The 14,251-nt window shown below is 35.2% G+C and carries 16 protein-coding genes; 14 read left to right on the top strand and 2 right to left on the bottom strand.

Annotation, left to right across the window (positions count from 1 at the left end):
- Nucleotides 1-87: 87 nt before the first annotated feature.
- From BP18_RS04590 to BP18_RS04635, 10 genes are all read left to right on the top strand, one after another.
- Nucleotides 88-1,977, top strand: a complete 1,890-nt coding sequence (locus tag BP18_RS04590) for a PTS transporter subunit EIIC (protein ID WP_029277349.1) — start codon at nt 88-90, stop codon at nt 1,975-1,977.
- Between the two features lie 209 nt (nt 1,978-2,186).
- A complete protein-coding gene (locus BP18_RS04595) occupies nt 2,187-2,531 on the top strand; it encodes a putative DNA-binding protein (RefSeq protein WP_007723719.1) in 345 nt (114 codons plus the stop codon).
- A gap of 17 nt (nt 2,532-2,548) precedes the next feature.
- Entirely contained in the window at nt 2,549-3,976 is a 1,428-nt protein-coding gene (gene ffh, locus BP18_RS04600; RefSeq protein WP_029277348.1) for a signal recognition particle protein, read from the top strand.
- 125 nt (nt 3,977-4,101) lie between these two features.
- A complete protein-coding gene (rpsP, locus tag BP18_RS04605; protein WP_029277346.1) occupies nt 4,102-4,374 on the top strand; it encodes a 30S ribosomal protein S16 in 273 nt (90 codons plus the stop codon).
- 14 nt (nt 4,375-4,388) lie between these two features.
- Nucleotides 4,389-4,631, top strand: a complete 243-nt coding sequence (locus BP18_RS04610; RefSeq protein ID WP_029277344.1) for a KH domain-containing protein — start codon at nt 4,389-4,391, stop codon at nt 4,629-4,631.
- Nucleotides 4,632-4,751: 120 nt separating this feature from the next.
- Nucleotides 4,752-5,267, top strand: coding sequence for a ribosome maturation factor RimM (rimM, locus tag BP18_RS04615; protein WP_029277342.1), 516 nt, complete (start codon nt 4,752-4,754; stop codon nt 5,265-5,267).
- Entirely contained in the window at nt 5,267-6,010 is a 744-nt protein-coding gene (gene trmD, locus BP18_RS04620; RefSeq protein WP_029277340.1) for a tRNA (guanosine(37)-N1)-methyltransferase TrmD, read from the top strand. Before rimM ends, trmD begins: the two co-directional genes overlap by 1 nt.
- A gap of 181 nt (nt 6,011-6,191) precedes the next feature.
- Nucleotides 6,192-6,539, top strand: a complete 348-nt coding sequence (gene rplS / locus BP18_RS04625; protein ID WP_035050374.1) for a 50S ribosomal protein L19 — start codon at nt 6,192-6,194, stop codon at nt 6,537-6,539.
- Between the two features lie 136 nt (nt 6,540-6,675).
- Nucleotides 6,676-7,107 (top strand): hypothetical protein, encoded by a 432-nt coding sequence (locus BP18_RS04630; RefSeq protein WP_007725939.1) that lies wholly within the window; start codon nt 6,676-6,678, stop codon nt 7,105-7,107.
- Between the two features lie 42 nt (nt 7,108-7,149).
- Nucleotides 7,150-7,572, top strand: a complete 423-nt coding sequence (locus BP18_RS04635) for an OsmC family protein (protein ID WP_029277336.1) — start codon at nt 7,150-7,152, stop codon at nt 7,570-7,572.
- Nucleotides 7,573-7,646: 74 nt separating this feature from the next.
- Here the strand turns inward: BP18_RS04635 and BP18_RS04640 are convergent, their stop codons facing one another.
- A complete protein-coding gene (locus BP18_RS04640) occupies nt 7,647-8,138 on the bottom strand; it encodes a YajQ family cyclic di-GMP-binding protein (RefSeq protein ID WP_007725937.1) in 492 nt (163 codons plus the stop codon).
- A 167-nt stretch (nt 8,139-8,305) separates the two neighbouring features.
- Between BP18_RS04640 and BP18_RS04645 the strand changes: the two genes are divergently transcribed.
- Complete coding sequence (locus tag BP18_RS04645; RefSeq protein WP_029277334.1) at nt 8,306-9,202, top strand: YitT family protein; 897 nt, start codon at nt 8,306-8,308, stop codon at nt 9,200-9,202.
- Nucleotides 9,203-9,270: 68 nt separating this feature from the next.
- On the opposite strand, the gene BP18_RS04650 is transcribed toward BP18_RS04645, so the two are convergent.
- Nucleotides 9,271-10,083: a Cof-type HAD-IIB family hydrolase gene (locus BP18_RS04650; RefSeq protein WP_029277332.1), complete on the bottom strand. Its 813-nt coding sequence runs from the start codon at nt 10,081-10,083 to the stop codon at nt 9,271-9,273.
- Between the two features lie 136 nt (nt 10,084-10,219).
- Here BP18_RS04650 and BP18_RS04655 point away from each other — a divergent pair, with 136 nt between their 5' ends.
- The 3 genes from BP18_RS04655 to clpB all read left to right on the top strand — a co-directional run bounded on the left by BP18_RS04655 (nt 10,220) and on the right by clpB (nt 14,204).
- The gene (locus BP18_RS04655; RefSeq protein WP_029277330.1) at nt 10,220-10,981 is read left to right on the top strand and encodes a prolyl oligopeptidase family serine peptidase; all 762 of its coding nucleotides are present in this window, start codon (nt 10,220-10,222) and stop codon (nt 10,979-10,981) included.
- A gap of 84 nt (nt 10,982-11,065) precedes the next feature.
- On the top strand, nt 11,066-11,401 hold the full coding sequence (locus BP18_RS04660) for a metal-sulfur cluster assembly factor (protein WP_029277328.1): 336 nt from the start codon (nt 11,066-11,068) through the stop codon (nt 11,399-11,401).
- Nucleotides 11,402-11,591: 190 nt separating this feature from the next.
- The gene (gene clpB, locus BP18_RS04665; RefSeq protein WP_029277326.1) at nt 11,592-14,204 is read left to right on the top strand and encodes an ATP-dependent chaperone ClpB; all 2,613 of its coding nucleotides are present in this window, start codon (nt 11,592-11,594) and stop codon (nt 14,202-14,204) included.
- Nucleotides 14,205-14,251 lie beyond the last annotated feature (47 nt).

The raw sequence follows: 14,251 nt of genomic DNA on the forward strand, positions 1-14,251 counted from the left end.
AATGTGATAGGATAGTTCAGTATGATATTATTCATCTTTATGCATGTTCTATGCAAGCAATTATTTTAGATTCAAGGAGGAAAAGAAGTGAAGGATAAATTATTTGAAGGTTTGCAAAAAATGGGTAAAACATTTATGCTGCCGATTGCGTTACTTCCTGTAGCAGGTTTGTTATTAGGAATAGGATCCTCTTTTACAGGAGAATCATTTGTTGGCCTATATGATTTAGAATGGTTATTAGGTGAAGGTACTATTTTGTATGGTATTTTAACAGTCCTTAAAGATTGTGGAACCATTATATTTGATAATCTGCCATTATTATTTGCTGTTGGAGTTGCTTTAGGAATGGCAAAGGCAGCTAAAGAAGTAGCAGCTCTATCTGCTGTTGTAGCTTACTTAATGATGTATGCATCATTAACAAGCAGCATAACAAACTTCGGAAGTATTGAAACATTGCAACAAACACCCGGTTTAATCGGATCTGTGCTTGGTTTTGAGACAACTATGAACACTGGGGTATTTGGTGGGATCATTATGGGTCTAGTGGTTGCAACTTTACACAATCGTTATTATAAAATTGAATTACCAGATGCTTTATCATTCTTTTCTGGAACGCGTTTCATACCAATTGTATCAGCGTTTGCGGCTGTAATCGTTGGGATGATTTTAGCTTTTGCATGGCCATACGCTGGTGCAGCAATTGCATGGTTAGGTTCTGTTGTAGCAGATCTTGGATATGTTGGAACATTCCTTTACGGCTTTATTTACCGTGCATTGATTCCACTAGGATTGCACCACGTGTTTTATCTTCCCTTCTGGCAAACAGCACTTGGAGGAACAGCTGAAATCAATGGTACAGTAGTAGAAGGAGCACAAAATATTATCTTCTCACAATTAGCTAATGGACAAGTAGTAGATCCTGAAGCTGCTAAATTCTTCTCTGGAATGTTCCCATTCATGATTTTTGGTTTCCCAGCAGCAGCATATGCTATGTATCAAACGGCTAAACCAGAACGTAAAAAAGATGTTAAAGGACTGATGATGTCTTCTTCCTTAACGTCAATATTCACTGGTATTACTGAACCGTTGGAATTTTCATTCTTATTTGCTTCACCGTTCTTATACTTTGGAGTACATTGTGTATTAGCAGCCTTCTCATTTGTGATTATGCACTTCTTAAATGTTGGAGTAGGATTGACCTTCTCAGGTGGCTTACTCGACTTCGTGTTGTATGGTATTTTACCAGGACAAGGGATTACAAACTGGATACCCGTTGTGCTAGTAGGAATCGTATATGCGCTTGTTTATTACTTCGTTTTCCGTTTCTTCATTACGAAATTCGATTTAAAAACGCCTGGTCGTGAAGACGAAGTGGCTGAGTCAAAAATGTATACAAAAGCTGATTACCAAGCTAAAAAAGCTGGTGAAAAAGCAACTAACGAACCCATTCAAGATGAAATGTCACAAGACATTATTGCTGGTCTAGGTGGGAAAGATAATTTAATTGATGTAGATAACTGTGCAACTCGTTTAAGAGTTACGATTAAAGATGGGAAATTGGTTGATCAAGCTCAATTGAAAGCAACTGGAGCAGCTGGAGTGGTAGTAAAAGGGAATAACGCTCAAGTGATTTATGGTCCAAAAGTTTCGAACATTAAATCAAATATAGATGAATATTTAGCTAGCACATCAACTGCAAGTGATGCTACTTCTACAAAACCGGTTAATCCTGCTGATGAAATATCTATCAGTATTATCGAAGGGCTTGGTGGAGAAGCAAATTTGATTGATGTAGATAACTGCGCAACTCGTTTGCGAGTTACCGTAAAAGATGGTCAATTAGTTGATCAAGCTCAATTGAAAGCAACTGGAGCAGCTGGAGTGGTAGTAAAAGGGAATAACGCTCAAGTGATTTATGGTCCAAAAGTTTCAAATATCAAATCAAATATTGAAGAGTACCGTAATGGTAAAAACTAAGCAAATTTAATTAAAAAGAACACCTTCGCTACTGGTTAATTAACTGCGAAGGTGTTCTTTTCTATTCAGCTAGCAATAGGTATTAGAAGAAATAAATGTTTTGCAAAAACATGACAAACTATTGACTATTGACGCAAAAATAGGTACGCTATTAAGGTGTGTAAACGTGTTTTCCTTGACAGTTGTTAAGCGAAGAAAGAAGGGTTAAAATGGAAATTGAAAAAACGAATCAAATGAACGCCTTATTCGATTTCTATGGCTCTTTATTGACTGAGAAACAAAAAAGTTACATGCAATTATACTATGCAGATGATTTTTCTTTAGGCGAAATTGCAGAAGAATTTGAAGTGAGTCGTCAAGCAATTTATGATAACATAAGGCGCACTGAAAATAGTTTAATGGAATATGAACGGAAATTGCATTTATTAGAAGATTTCAACACAACAAAGGCAGTCGTAGAGGATATGTCGCGTTACATTAAAAGTCATTATCCAAAAGATGAGTCGTTAGAACAGTTTATTCAATTATTAAAAAAAGATAGAGACGAGAAATAAAGGAATGGTGAAGTGTAATGGCATTTGAAGGTTTAACAGAACGTCTCCAAAGTGCGATGACGAAAATGCGTCGCAAAGGGAAAGTTACTGAAGCTGATGTAAAAGAAATGATGAGAGAAGTACGCTTAGCTTTACTAGAAGCTGACGTTAACTTCAAAGTTGTAAAAGATTTTGTGAAAACGGTTAGTGCCCGAGCAGTAGGAGCAGAAGTGTTGGAGAGCCTTTCTCCAGGACAACAAATCATTAAAATTGTTAGCGAAGAATTAACAGAATTAATGGGTGGAGAACAAGCTACCATCCAAACGGCAGCAAAAGCACCAACCGTTGTCATGATGGTAGGGCTACAAGGAGCCGGTAAAACCACTACAGCTGGTAAGTTAGCTAGCTATTTACGCAAAAATCAAAACAAGCGCCCTTTACTGGTAGCTGCTGATATCTATCGTCCAGCTGCTATCCAACAATTGGAAACGATTGGGAAACAATTAGATGTACCCGTTTTTTCTATGGGAGATCAAGTAAGTCCTGTTGAAATTGCCAGACAAGGGATTGAAAAAGCTAAAGCAGAACATTTAGACTTTGTACTGATCGATACTGCTGGACGTTTGCAAATTGACGAAACATTGATGCAAGAATTAAGTGACATCAAAGAGACTACACAACCAACAGAAATTTTCTTGGTTGTTGATGCAATGACTGGGCAAGAAGCTGCCAATGTTGCTGCTTCTTTTGATGAACAATTAGATATCACTGGAGTTATCTTGACAAAATTAGATGGTGATACTCGTGGAGGAGCTGCACTTTCCATCCGTGCAGTTACCGGGAAACCAATCAAATTTACAGGGTCTGGTGAAAAACTAGATGCTTTAGAACCATTCTATCCAGATCGCATGGCTAACCGTATTTTAGGTATGGGAGACATGTTAACGCTAATTGAAAAGGCTCAACAAGATTTTGATGAAAAGAAATCGGAAGAAATGATCACGAAGTTACGTGAGAATAGTTTTGATTTCAATGACTTTATTGAACAAATGGATCAAGTCAGCAATATGGGACCAATTGAAGACATTCTAAAAATGATTCCAGGTATGAATAATGTCCCAGGATTAGATAAACTTCAAATCGATCCAAAAGATACGGCTCGAATGAAAGCTATCGTGTTGTCTATGACACCGCAAGAGAGAGAGAATCCAGATATCTTATCTCAAAGCAGACGTCGTAGAATCGCTCGAGGATCTGCTCGTCCGATTGCTGAAGTAAATCGAATGATCAAACAATTCAATGAATCTAAAAAAATGATGAGTCAAATGTCTAAAGGCAATATGAACGGCATGGAAAATTTATTTGGCCAAGGTGTAAAAGGTAAACTTGGCAAAATGGCTATGAATACTATGGTGCGCAAGAATAAGAAAAAAATGAAGAAAAAAAATAAAAATAGTCGCAAATAATCTCTTATAATAGTAAATGACCAATTTATAAAAAAAAATTCACCTGTAAAGAAAAAACACTTTACAAGCTATAAATAAACTGGTAAACTACTTATTGTGAGATAGTTAATGGAGGTGTAAGAAATATGGCAGTAAAAATTCGTTTAAAACGCATGGGATCTAAAAGAAATCCATTTTACCGTATCGTAGTTGCAGATTCACGTTCTCCACGTGATGGACGTTTCATCGAAACTGTAGGAACATACAATCCAGTTGTTAATCCAGCAGAAGTAAAAGTGGACGAAGAAGCAGTATTAAAATGGTTAGCTAATGGTGCTCAACCTTCTGATACAATTCGTAACATCCTTTCAAAAGAAGGCATTATGAAAAAATTCCATGAATCAAAAAACACTAAATAAAAGGATGTTTTTCTATGGCTGACATAAAAGAATTAATTCTTACAGTTGTGAGTCCTCTTGTTAGTCATCCTGATGAATTAATGATTGATGTAGTAGAAACTGAAGAGTTTTTAGATTATCAATTGTCCGTTCATCCTGATGATGTAGGGCGAATAATTGGAAAAAAAGGTCGCGTAGCAAAAGCTATTCGTACAATTGTTTACAGTGTTAGAGTCCTTGGACCCAAACGTGTAAGATTAACAATTGTAAATAGCTAAATTCCGAAAAAGAAATCATTTCTTCAATAAGAGATGGTTTCTTTTTTTATAAATGATTTTAATGAGCATTCAACTAAACGATATTTTAATATGAAAATTACTGATAAATGAGGGAATACAATGACAAAATTATACAATGTAGGAAAAATTGTGAATACACAGGGAATCAAAGGTGAAGTGCGTGTTATTTCAAAAACTGACTTTCCAGAAGAAAGATATAAAAAAGGTTCTACTTTATCTTTATTTAAAGATGGAAAAAAAGTAACGGAATTAACAGTTGCAAGCCATCGCAAACACAAAAATTTTGATATTCTTTCTTTTGAGAATCATCCTAATATTAACGATGTAGAAAAATACCGTGACTGTATGTTGAAAGTCAGTGAAGATAGATTAACTGAGTTACCTGAAAATGAATTTTATTTACACCAAATTATTGGTCTAACTGTTCAAGATGACGAAAAGAATGTCATTGGAAAAATTAGTGAAGTCATGTCACCAGGTGCTAATGATGTATGGGTGATTGAACGTCCTAAAAAGAAAGATTTATTGATTCCATATATTGAAGAAATCGTATTAAATGTTGATTTAGAGAATCAACTTGTGACTATTCATATCATGGAAGGGTTAGATGATTAATGAAAATTGATGTTTTGACCTTGTTTCCCAGAATGTTCCAAGGTCCATTGACTGAGTCCATTATTGGAAAAGCTATTGGAAAAGACTTGCTACAAGTAAATGTAATGAATTTTAGAGATTATACCGAGAATAAGCATCAAAATGTAGATGATTATCCATATGGTGGTGGTGCTGGAATGTTATTGACAGCACAACCTATTTTTTCAGCAATGGATGCCATAAATGAAGTTTCTCCGGATACTAAAAAGCGCGTCATTTTATTAGATCCTGCAGGTGTTCCATTTACGCAATCTGTAGCAGAAGAATTAGCTGAAGAAGAGCACTTAGTATTTATTTGTGGCCATTATGAAGGGTATGACGAACGAATTCGTACATTGGTAACAGATGAAATTTCTTTAGGCGATTATGTGCTAACCGGTGGCGAATTAGGTGCAATGGTGATGATTGATGCAACTGTTCGTTTGCTACCTGAAGTTTTAGGAAACGATCAGTCGGCTAAAACAGATTCTCATTCTACGGGCCTTTTGGAGCATCCCCAATACACTAGACCAGCAGAATATCGCGGAATGAAAGTTCCAGATGTGTTGATTAGTGGTAATCATAAAAAAATAAAAGAGTGGCAAGATAAAGAGTCAATCAGACGGACATTTGAAAGACGGCCAGATATGTTAGAGGCACTTGATCTATCAGATGAACAGAAAAAGTACTTACTTGAGATCGAAAAAGAACAAGAAATGCTTTAGAAAATAGAAAAACGCATGGTCTGTAGAATGAATTTTTTTACAAAAACAAAGGAAATTTACTTTACACCTAATTAGTCATATGTTAAACTAGTTTAGTGAGTGGGCAAAGCCTGCCATTAAAACGATGTTCCGCTGTATCTATTTATGATATATGAAGGTTTGTTGGAAGGAGAAAAACATAATGAGTAATTTAATTGAATCAATCACTAACGCACAATTACGTGAAGACATCCCAGCTTTCCGTCCAGGAGATACTGTACGTGTTCATGCTAAAATCGTTGAGGGTACTAGAGAACGTATCCAATTATTTGAAGGTGTTGTAATCAAACGCCGTGGTGCTGGAATTAGCGAAACTTATACAGTTCGTAAAATTTCTAACGGAATTGGCGTTGAACGTACATTCCCAATGCACTCTCCACGTGTTGCTCAAATCGAAGTTATTCGCTTTGGTAAAGTACGTCGTGCTAAATTGTACTACTTACGTGAATTACACGGAAAAGCAGCTCGTATTAAAGAAATCCGTCGTTAAGATGATTTTTTTAAGTTCTAACTCAATTGAGTTAGAACTTTTTTTGTTTTCTTAAATACTCTTTTCATTATGAATAGAGTACGTTATAATTAAAAATGAAAAAGCGATTAGAATTTAAAAAGTGGGGTATAGTAGAATGAATAAAGCACTAGTAAACTTTGAAGCCATCTTAAAAGATAAACATGTACCATTAGCTAAGAAAGAAATCAAAAATGGACAAGTTCTTTATAATGGTAAATTTAAATTGAACGACAGCCAAGCTTTGCCATTTGGAGTTGTTTTTGATAATAAAGAAGAAGGTATTATTGATTTTCAAATCGTGTACCATAAATTAGCATATGTAACGAATTTTGATGCAAAAAATCAAGTATTAGAAGTTTTAAATGAACTGAATGAAATGAAAACAGGTTACTACCGCGTTTGTCTGGCCGGAGACGGTGAAATCTATATGAGACTTCTTTCTCGTACAACAGAGGACGTAAGAGCAGCTTATGAAATGATGATTGTTGGATCAACGATTGCTAAAAGTATTCTTCCAAAAATCGAAGAGGCTGTAAATAAGAAGTAGTATTTAAAGTTAGAGATACTTTCAAAAGAAAGTAGGGATTTTATGGAAAATCAAAAGCCGTTATTTCATGCTGAAATGGTCAATGAAACAGGTGTGAATGGTCATGCATTTGTAAAAAACGATGGATTAAATGTTAAACTTTCTAGTCCATTAAATAAGGATGAAGGCACAAACCCTGAAGAATTGATTGGGTTGTCTTTTAGTACTTGTTTAAATGCTACGATTCAATCGTTATTAAAAGCAAGAGGAAAAGAAAATAAAAGTCGTGTAGAAGTTCATGTCGATTTCATGCGTGAACCAAATGGAATCGGGTATTTCTTCAATGTAGAAGCTTTTGCAAAAATTGCTGAATTACCTTTTGAAGAAAGTAAAAAGATTGTAGAAGAAGCTGAAAAACGTTGTCCGGTATCTAAATTATTTGCAGGAAGTAAAACAGTCTCAGTGGAAGCAGTCGAGGAATTCTAAACAACAAAGCCTAAAGACCTTCAAATAAAATTTGAAGGTCTTTTTTTTACGGCATTAAAAATAGGAATGCTAGGTTATCTATAATTTGTAAACTCAAGATCAATTGGTAAGTTCGCATCTCTTAGTAAAGCGATAACTTGTTGAAGATCATCACGATTTTTACCAGTTACCCGTATTTGATCGTCTTGAATTTGTGTTTTAACTTTGATACCCGATTTTTTAATCAATTGAGTAATAGTTTTTGCATGTTCTTTATCAATTCCGCTGATTAAATCAGCGAATTGACGGACATTTCCACCAAAAGCTTTTTCAGTTGAAGAGTAGTGAAGATTTCTGGTAGGAACCCCTCTTTTAACTAATTTATTCGTTAAGACATCTTTTACTTGTTCTAATTTAAAGTCATCATCTGAAACTAAAACCAATTTTTCTTTTTCTAACTTGATTTCGCTGATAGAACCTTTGAAATCAAATCGATTTGCGATTTCCTTTGTTGCCAATTGTATGGAATTCTTTATCTCTTCCATATTCATTTCTGAAACGATATCAAAACTTGCTTCTTTTGCCATAATTATTTCCTCCTTTTACATTGTCCCTTTGAATTGTACCATAAAAGGCTGATAGAATAGAAGAAAACGGATACAAATGAGAGGGTAATGAAGAAAACTATTTTTTCCTTTATTTATAAGAAGAAACTTGTTATCCTTGTCTGATTAAGAATATAAGGAGTTATATAATGACACAATTAAAGACACCAAATTTCTGGATTGAACATGCAAAAAAAATATTTTTCATCTTTTTTGCAGCTATTACAAATGCAATTGCCTTAAACAACTTTTTGATACCATCTAATATTTATGCTTCTGGCATTAACGGAATTGCACAATTAATATCTGGCGTATTAGATAACTCTTCAGGAATTATTATTGATACGGGTATCCTAATTCTTGTATTTAATGTACCCATTGCTTTACTTGGATGGTTTAAAGTAGGGAGAAATTTCACTTTATACAGTTTTATGACGTCTATCTTAATTTCATTTTTCACTATATTATTGCCGATTAATCCACTGACGAGTGATCCTATGATGAATGCTTTATTTGGAGGAATCATTAGTGGTACTGGGATTGGTTTTGCGTTGAAATATGGTTTTTCAACTGGCGGAATGGATATTATTTCGATGGTCTTGGCCAAAACAACGGGACGTTCAATTGGTACACTAACCTTTGCGATGAATTTACTGATTGTATCATCAGCTGGTCTATTGTACGGCTGGGAATATGCGCTTTATACATTGGTTTCAATTTATGTAATGACAAAAATGATTGATACAGTACATACCAGTCATCAAAAAGTGACAGCGATGATTGTGACCAATGAGCCAGATGCTTTAGTGAAAGAAATACACGGAAAATTAATCAGAGGAATCACTATTATTCCTGCAAAAGGTGCGTATTCAAAAACGGATCGTTCGATTTTAATGATGGTCATTACGCGCTATGAAATGTATGAATTAGAACAAGCCGTTAGAGAAGCGGATGCTTCAGCTTTCGTCAATTTTATGGAAACGAATAAAGTACTAGGTGAATTTTGGAGTTCAGACCGACAAAAGGAATCAAGATTAATGAAATAACTACAAAAACAGGTAGCCGTTCTATTGAGCGGCTACCTGTTTTTGTAGTTTTTAATATAAGAGAAGTACTAAACTAAACCGAAATAATTTTCTAGGTAAAGAGCTAGTCCATCTTCATTATTTGTTTTTTCTGTTACATCATTTGAAATGCGTTTTAAAGCATCGATACCATTTTTCATTACGACACCATGTCCGGCATATTGAATCATTTCATAGTCATTGTCTTCATCGCCAAATGCAATGATATCTTTTTGCTTGATGCCATATACTTGTGCAATACGTTCGACTCCAAGTGCTTTTTGAACACCGGCAGCGACGATTTCTAAACAAGGCGTTTGTCCGCCCCACGTTCTAATTTCAACAGTATTTCCGTATCGAGCAGAAATTTTTTCAATAATATGGGCTTGATTCTCCGCATCAGTAAAAACACAAATAGCAGTGGGGTCTTCTTTCAAACTAGAGGCTGTAAGTTTGGATGCACCTTTTTTACCTTCAGGAAAGAAATCGCTGTAAGGGACAAAATAGTTATCTGCAAAAACGGTATCTCTAAGTTCTGCCGCAATTAAATGAATGTCTAATTCTTTTTTTAAAGTCAACATATCTAAGGCAATTTCACGGTCTAAAGTTTTGTGGTATTGTGATTCCCAGTTTAATTGGTTAGGTAAGTGACATAAAGCACCGTTAAAGTTTACAATGGGTGTTTCCATACATAGTTGAGTATAAAACTGTTTGCTGTTTCTATACGGTCTACCTGTTACAATCGAAACAAGGTGACCATCATTTCTCAAAGTTGTTAAAACATTTTGCGTTCTAGCTGAAATCTCTGAACGATTATTTAAGGTAGTGCCATCTAAATCAAGAGCAATTAATTTTTTATTCATCAAAATCCTCCGACTAATAGTCATTTGTATTTGTAAAAGCTTCTACGTTTCTTTTATGATACACTAACTCCATAGAATCTTTACAAATAGTGTACCACAAAGTCTATAAGAATAAATAGAGAAAGAGGATAGATAAATGATAACAGTAAAACATGAATATATTAACGGCATACCATTATTAGAAGTAGTTTTAACAGAAAAGATGAATGAAACTTTACCGACTGTTGTTTTTTATCATGGTTGGACAAACTTTAAAGAAAGTTCTTTAGTTCATGGCTATGAAATTGCTAAAAAAGGATTTCGAGTCTTAATTCCTGAAGCTTATTTGCATGGAGAGAGAAGTAAAGGCGCACCAGTCAACGAAAGAAGCTTAGAATTTTGGGATGTTGTCCAACACAATATTGTTGAGTTCCCTTCTTTAATTGAACAGTATGTTAAAGCAGGATTAACGGATCAAAGCCGTGTTGGAGTGGCAGGCCTTTCAATGGGTGGCGTGACAACGAGTGCCATTTTAACGCAATATTCTTGGGTGAAAACAGCTGTTGTTTTAATGGGAAGTCCATCACCAATCCCTTTTTCTAAATGGTTATTGACGTCTAAATGGCAACAAGGGGTAGAAATTGATTTTGAAGCAGAACAATTTGCTCCTGCTATTGAATCATTAAAAACGATTTCACTCAATTTGCAACCGGAAAAAATTGATGGGAAATTCGTTCACTTTTGGCATGATAAAGATGACGATTTAGTACCTTACCAACCGACTTTTGATTTCTATAAAAAAATAAAAGATCGTGATTATGGAAAGCATGTGAGTTTTACAACAACTGAAGGTTACGGTCATCATGTGCCTTATTTAATTTCTGTTGAAACAGCCGAATATTTTAATAATCATTTATAAAAAAATCACAAACTCCAATTGAAATGATTTACTTTGACAGAGACAAGAGGTAAAATGAAGTTAAAAAGAGAAGGTGTTTCATACATGGAACCGACTAATTGGAATGAAGATAAGGTAAATGAAATCAAAGGGAATATACTAACTGCTTTAGAACAAGTCATTGATCCAGAATTAAACATTGATATTGTGAATTTAGGCTTAGTTTATGGGGTTGAACTAGTTGAAGAAAATCACTGTGTGATAAAGTTAACGTTAACTACAATGGGTTGCCCATTAGTGGATACGATTACTAATGATATTATGAAAGCTATGCAAGCCGTACCTGAAGTTTTGTCAACTGAAGTGAAGTTAGTCTGGTACCCCGCATGGGATACAAGTAAAATGAGCCGATATGCAAGAATTGCGTTGGGTGTAAGATAAAAAAGTTTACTCTACTAAAAAAAGTTAGGGTAGACTTTTTTTAGTCTTAAAGCCAAGGATAAAATAATTTTCTACAATACAAAACATTATTAAACTAGTAAAAAAAAAGCGAAAATTTCACGAGAAAATATTTGACCTTTACTGACCAAATGAATATAATAAGAGTAGAAAAAATCAAGGAGGGGTTATAATGGATATAGAAAAAATGACCACTACAATGCAACAAACCCTTGGAGAAGCCCAACGTGTTGCCGCAACTAGAAAACATCAAGAAATTGATCTTCTCCATTTATGGAAAATGTTTTTGACACCTGACCATTTTGCACGTGGACTTTACCAATCTTTAGGGATTGACACTGCTGATTTTGAATCTTTTGTAGACAAAGAATTGGACAACTATCCAACTGTAGAAGGCTCAAACGTCCAATACGGACAGGGTATGAGTCAAAATCTATATCATTTATTAACTGAAGCTGATAAAATCAGAACGGATTTTAAAGACGATTTTCTTTCAACTGAAATTGTGTTGCTAGCGCTTATGAAATTGAAAAATCATAGTTTGACAAAGTATTTAACTAAGAATGGTTTAACTGAAAAAGCCTTAAAAGCTGAAATTGAAAAAATAAGAGGAGGAGATCGTGTGACATCACAAAATCAAGAAGAATCCTATCAAGCACTTGAAAAATATGGAATCGATTTGGTTAAAGCTGTCAGAAGTGGAGATCAAGATCCGGTTATTGGAAGAGATGATGAAATTCGTGATGTGATTCGTATTTTATCTCGTAAAACGAAGAACAATCCTGTGCTGATTGGTGAACCTGGTGTCGGTAAAACAGCTATAGTAGAGGGATTAGCTCAACGGATTGTGCGAAAAGACGTCCCTGAAAATTTAAAAGGAAAAACAATTTTTTCATTAGATATGGGAGCATTGATTGCAGGAGCTAAATACCGTGGTGAATTTGAAGAACGACTAAAAGCAGTCTTAAAAGAAGTGAAAAAAAGTGAAGGTCAAATTATCTTATTTATCGATGAGATTCATACAATCGTTGGGGCTGGGAAAACGGAAGGCAGCATGGATGCCGGTAATTTATTGAAACCTATGTTAGCCCGTGGCGATTTGCATTGTATTGGTGCAACGACACTCGATGAATACCGAAAATATATGGAAACGGATAAAGCGTTAGAAAGACGTTTCCAGAAAGTATTGGTTGATGAGCCAACTGTAGAAGAAACCATCAGTATTTTAAGAGGATTAAAAGAACGTTTTGAGATTCATCATAGCGTAAATATCCATGACAATGCGATCGTTGCTGCTGCAACGTTATCCAACCGTTATATTACTGATCGTTTTTTACCAGACAAAGCCATTGATTTAATCGATGAAGCTTGTGCGACTATTCGAGTTGAGATGAATTCACGACCTACTGAATTGGATCAAGTTTCTCGTCGTTTAATGCAGCTAGAAATCGAAGAAGCAGCGTTGAAAAAAGAAAAAGATGATGCTAGCATGCGAAGATTAGAAATTATTCAAGAAGAATTGTCTAATCTACGTGAAGAGGCCAACCAGTTGAAAATGAAATGGGAAACTGAGAAAGAAGAAGTTGCTAAATTGCGTGACAAACGTGCTGAAATTGAAAAAGCACGTCATGAGTTAGAAGAAGCTGAAAGCAATTATGACTTAGAACGTGCCGCTGTTTTAAGACATGGCCAAATACCTGCTTTAGAAAAAGAATTGAAAAGGCTAGAAGAGGAACAATTAGCTGCCCAAGGCAATTCAATTAGGCTGGTACAAGAATCAGTTACTGAAGAAGAAATCGCTGTTGTGATTGGTCGAATGACGGGTATTCCTGTTAGTCGATTAGTCAAAGGGGAACGAGAAAAATTGATGCACTTAGATACGTCATTAAGTGAACGGGTTGTCGGTCAAGACGAAGCGGTACAAAGTGTATCTGATGCGGTCATTCGAGCTAGAGCTGGTATTCAAGACCCTAATCGTCCATTAGGTTCATTCCTATTCTTAGGACCTACTGGTGTTGGGAAAACGGAATTGGCTAAAGCATTAGCTGAAAATTTATTTGATTCGCAAGATCATATGGTGCGAATTGATATGAGTGAATATATGGAAAAACACACTGTTTCAAGATTGATAGGAGCTCCTCCAGGTTATGTTGGATACGATGAAGGAGGACAGTTGACCGAAGCGGTAAGAAGAAGCCCATATACAATTGTCTTGCTAGATGAAATTGAAAAGGCTCATCCAGATGTATTTAATATTTTATTACAAGTATTAGATGATGGACGCTTAACCGATTCTAAAGGTCGAATGGTCGACTTTAAAAATACCGTTCTAATTATGACAAGTAACATTGGTTCTGATCTATTATTGGAAGGGACAGATGAACAAGGACAAATAAAAGAAGCGACCAAAGAACTTGTGATGTCATTGCTAAAAACATCCTTTAAACCAGAGTTCTTAAATCGAATCGATGATACGATTTTATTTGCGCCACTTAGCATACAAGTTGTGAAGAAAATTGTTCTCAAGTTAGTACACAACTTGTCTGAACGTTTAGCAGAACAAGAGATTGAACTGACAATTTCTGAAGAAGCACAAATATGGATAGCGGAAAAAGCATATGATCCTATGTATGGGGCAAGGCCGTTGAAGAGGTTTATTACTAAAGAGGTAGAGACACCGTTAGCTAAAGGGATTATTTCTGGAGAAATTCCACCAAAATCTAAAGTGACGATTACCTTAAAAGAAGACCAATTGTCTTATGAGACGGTAATAATAGACGACTAAAAAAACCATTTAGGTTATAAAAGACTTCTATTACCGATAACCGTATA

It is taken from the genome of Carnobacterium jeotgali MS3, assembly GCF_000745125.1.
Taxonomy (GTDB): domain Bacteria; phylum Bacillota; class Bacilli; order Lactobacillales; family Carnobacteriaceae; genus Carnobacterium_B; species Carnobacterium_B jeotgali.

Bases quoted from the DNA above. Each gene is read 5' to 3' on its own strand.
- BP18_RS04595 (WP_007723719.1), top strand. From the start codon at position 2,187: ATGGAAATTGAAAAAACGAATCAAATGAACGCCTTATTCGATTTCTAT.
- ffh (WP_029277348.1), top strand. From the start codon at position 2,549: ATGGCATTTGAAGGTTTAACAGAACGTCTCCAAAGTGCGATGACGAAA.
- rpsP (WP_029277346.1), top strand. From the start codon at position 4,102: ATGGCAGTAAAAATTCGTTTAAAACGCATGGGATCTAAAAGAAATCCA.
- BP18_RS04610 (WP_029277344.1), top strand. From the start codon at position 4,389: ATGGCTGACATAAAAGAATTAATTCTTACAGTTGTGAGTCCTCTTGTT.
- rimM (WP_029277342.1), top strand. From the start codon at position 4,752: ATGACAAAATTATACAATGTAGGAAAAATTGTGAATACACAGGGAATC.
- trmD (WP_029277340.1), top strand. From the start codon at position 5,267: ATGAAAATTGATGTTTTGACCTTGTTTCCCAGAATGTTCCAAGGTCCA.
- rplS (WP_035050374.1), top strand. From the start codon at position 6,192: ATGAGTAATTTAATTGAATCAATCACTAACGCACAATTACGTGAAGAC.
- BP18_RS04630 (WP_007725939.1), top strand. From the start codon at position 6,676: ATGAATAAAGCACTAGTAAACTTTGAAGCCATCTTAAAAGATAAACAT.
- BP18_RS04635 (WP_029277336.1), top strand. From the start codon at position 7,150: ATGGAAAATCAAAAGCCGTTATTTCATGCTGAAATGGTCAATGAAACA.
- BP18_RS04640 (WP_007725937.1), bottom strand. From the start codon at position 8,138: ATGGCAAAAGAAGCAAGTTTTGATATCGTTTCAGAAATGAATATGGAA.
- BP18_RS04645 (WP_029277334.1), top strand. From the start codon at position 8,306: ATGACACAATTAAAGACACCAAATTTCTGGATTGAACATGCAAAAAAA.
- BP18_RS04650 (WP_029277332.1), bottom strand. From the start codon at position 10,083: ATGAATAAAAAATTAATTGCTCTTGATTTAGATGGCACTACCTTAAAT.
- BP18_RS04655 (WP_029277330.1), top strand. From the start codon at position 10,220: ATGATAACAGTAAAACATGAATATATTAACGGCATACCATTATTAGAA.
- BP18_RS04660 (WP_029277328.1), top strand. From the start codon at position 11,066: ATGGAACCGACTAATTGGAATGAAGATAAGGTAAATGAAATCAAAGGG.
- clpB (WP_029277326.1), top strand. From the start codon at position 11,592: ATGGATATAGAAAAAATGACCACTACAATGCAACAAACCCTTGGAGAA.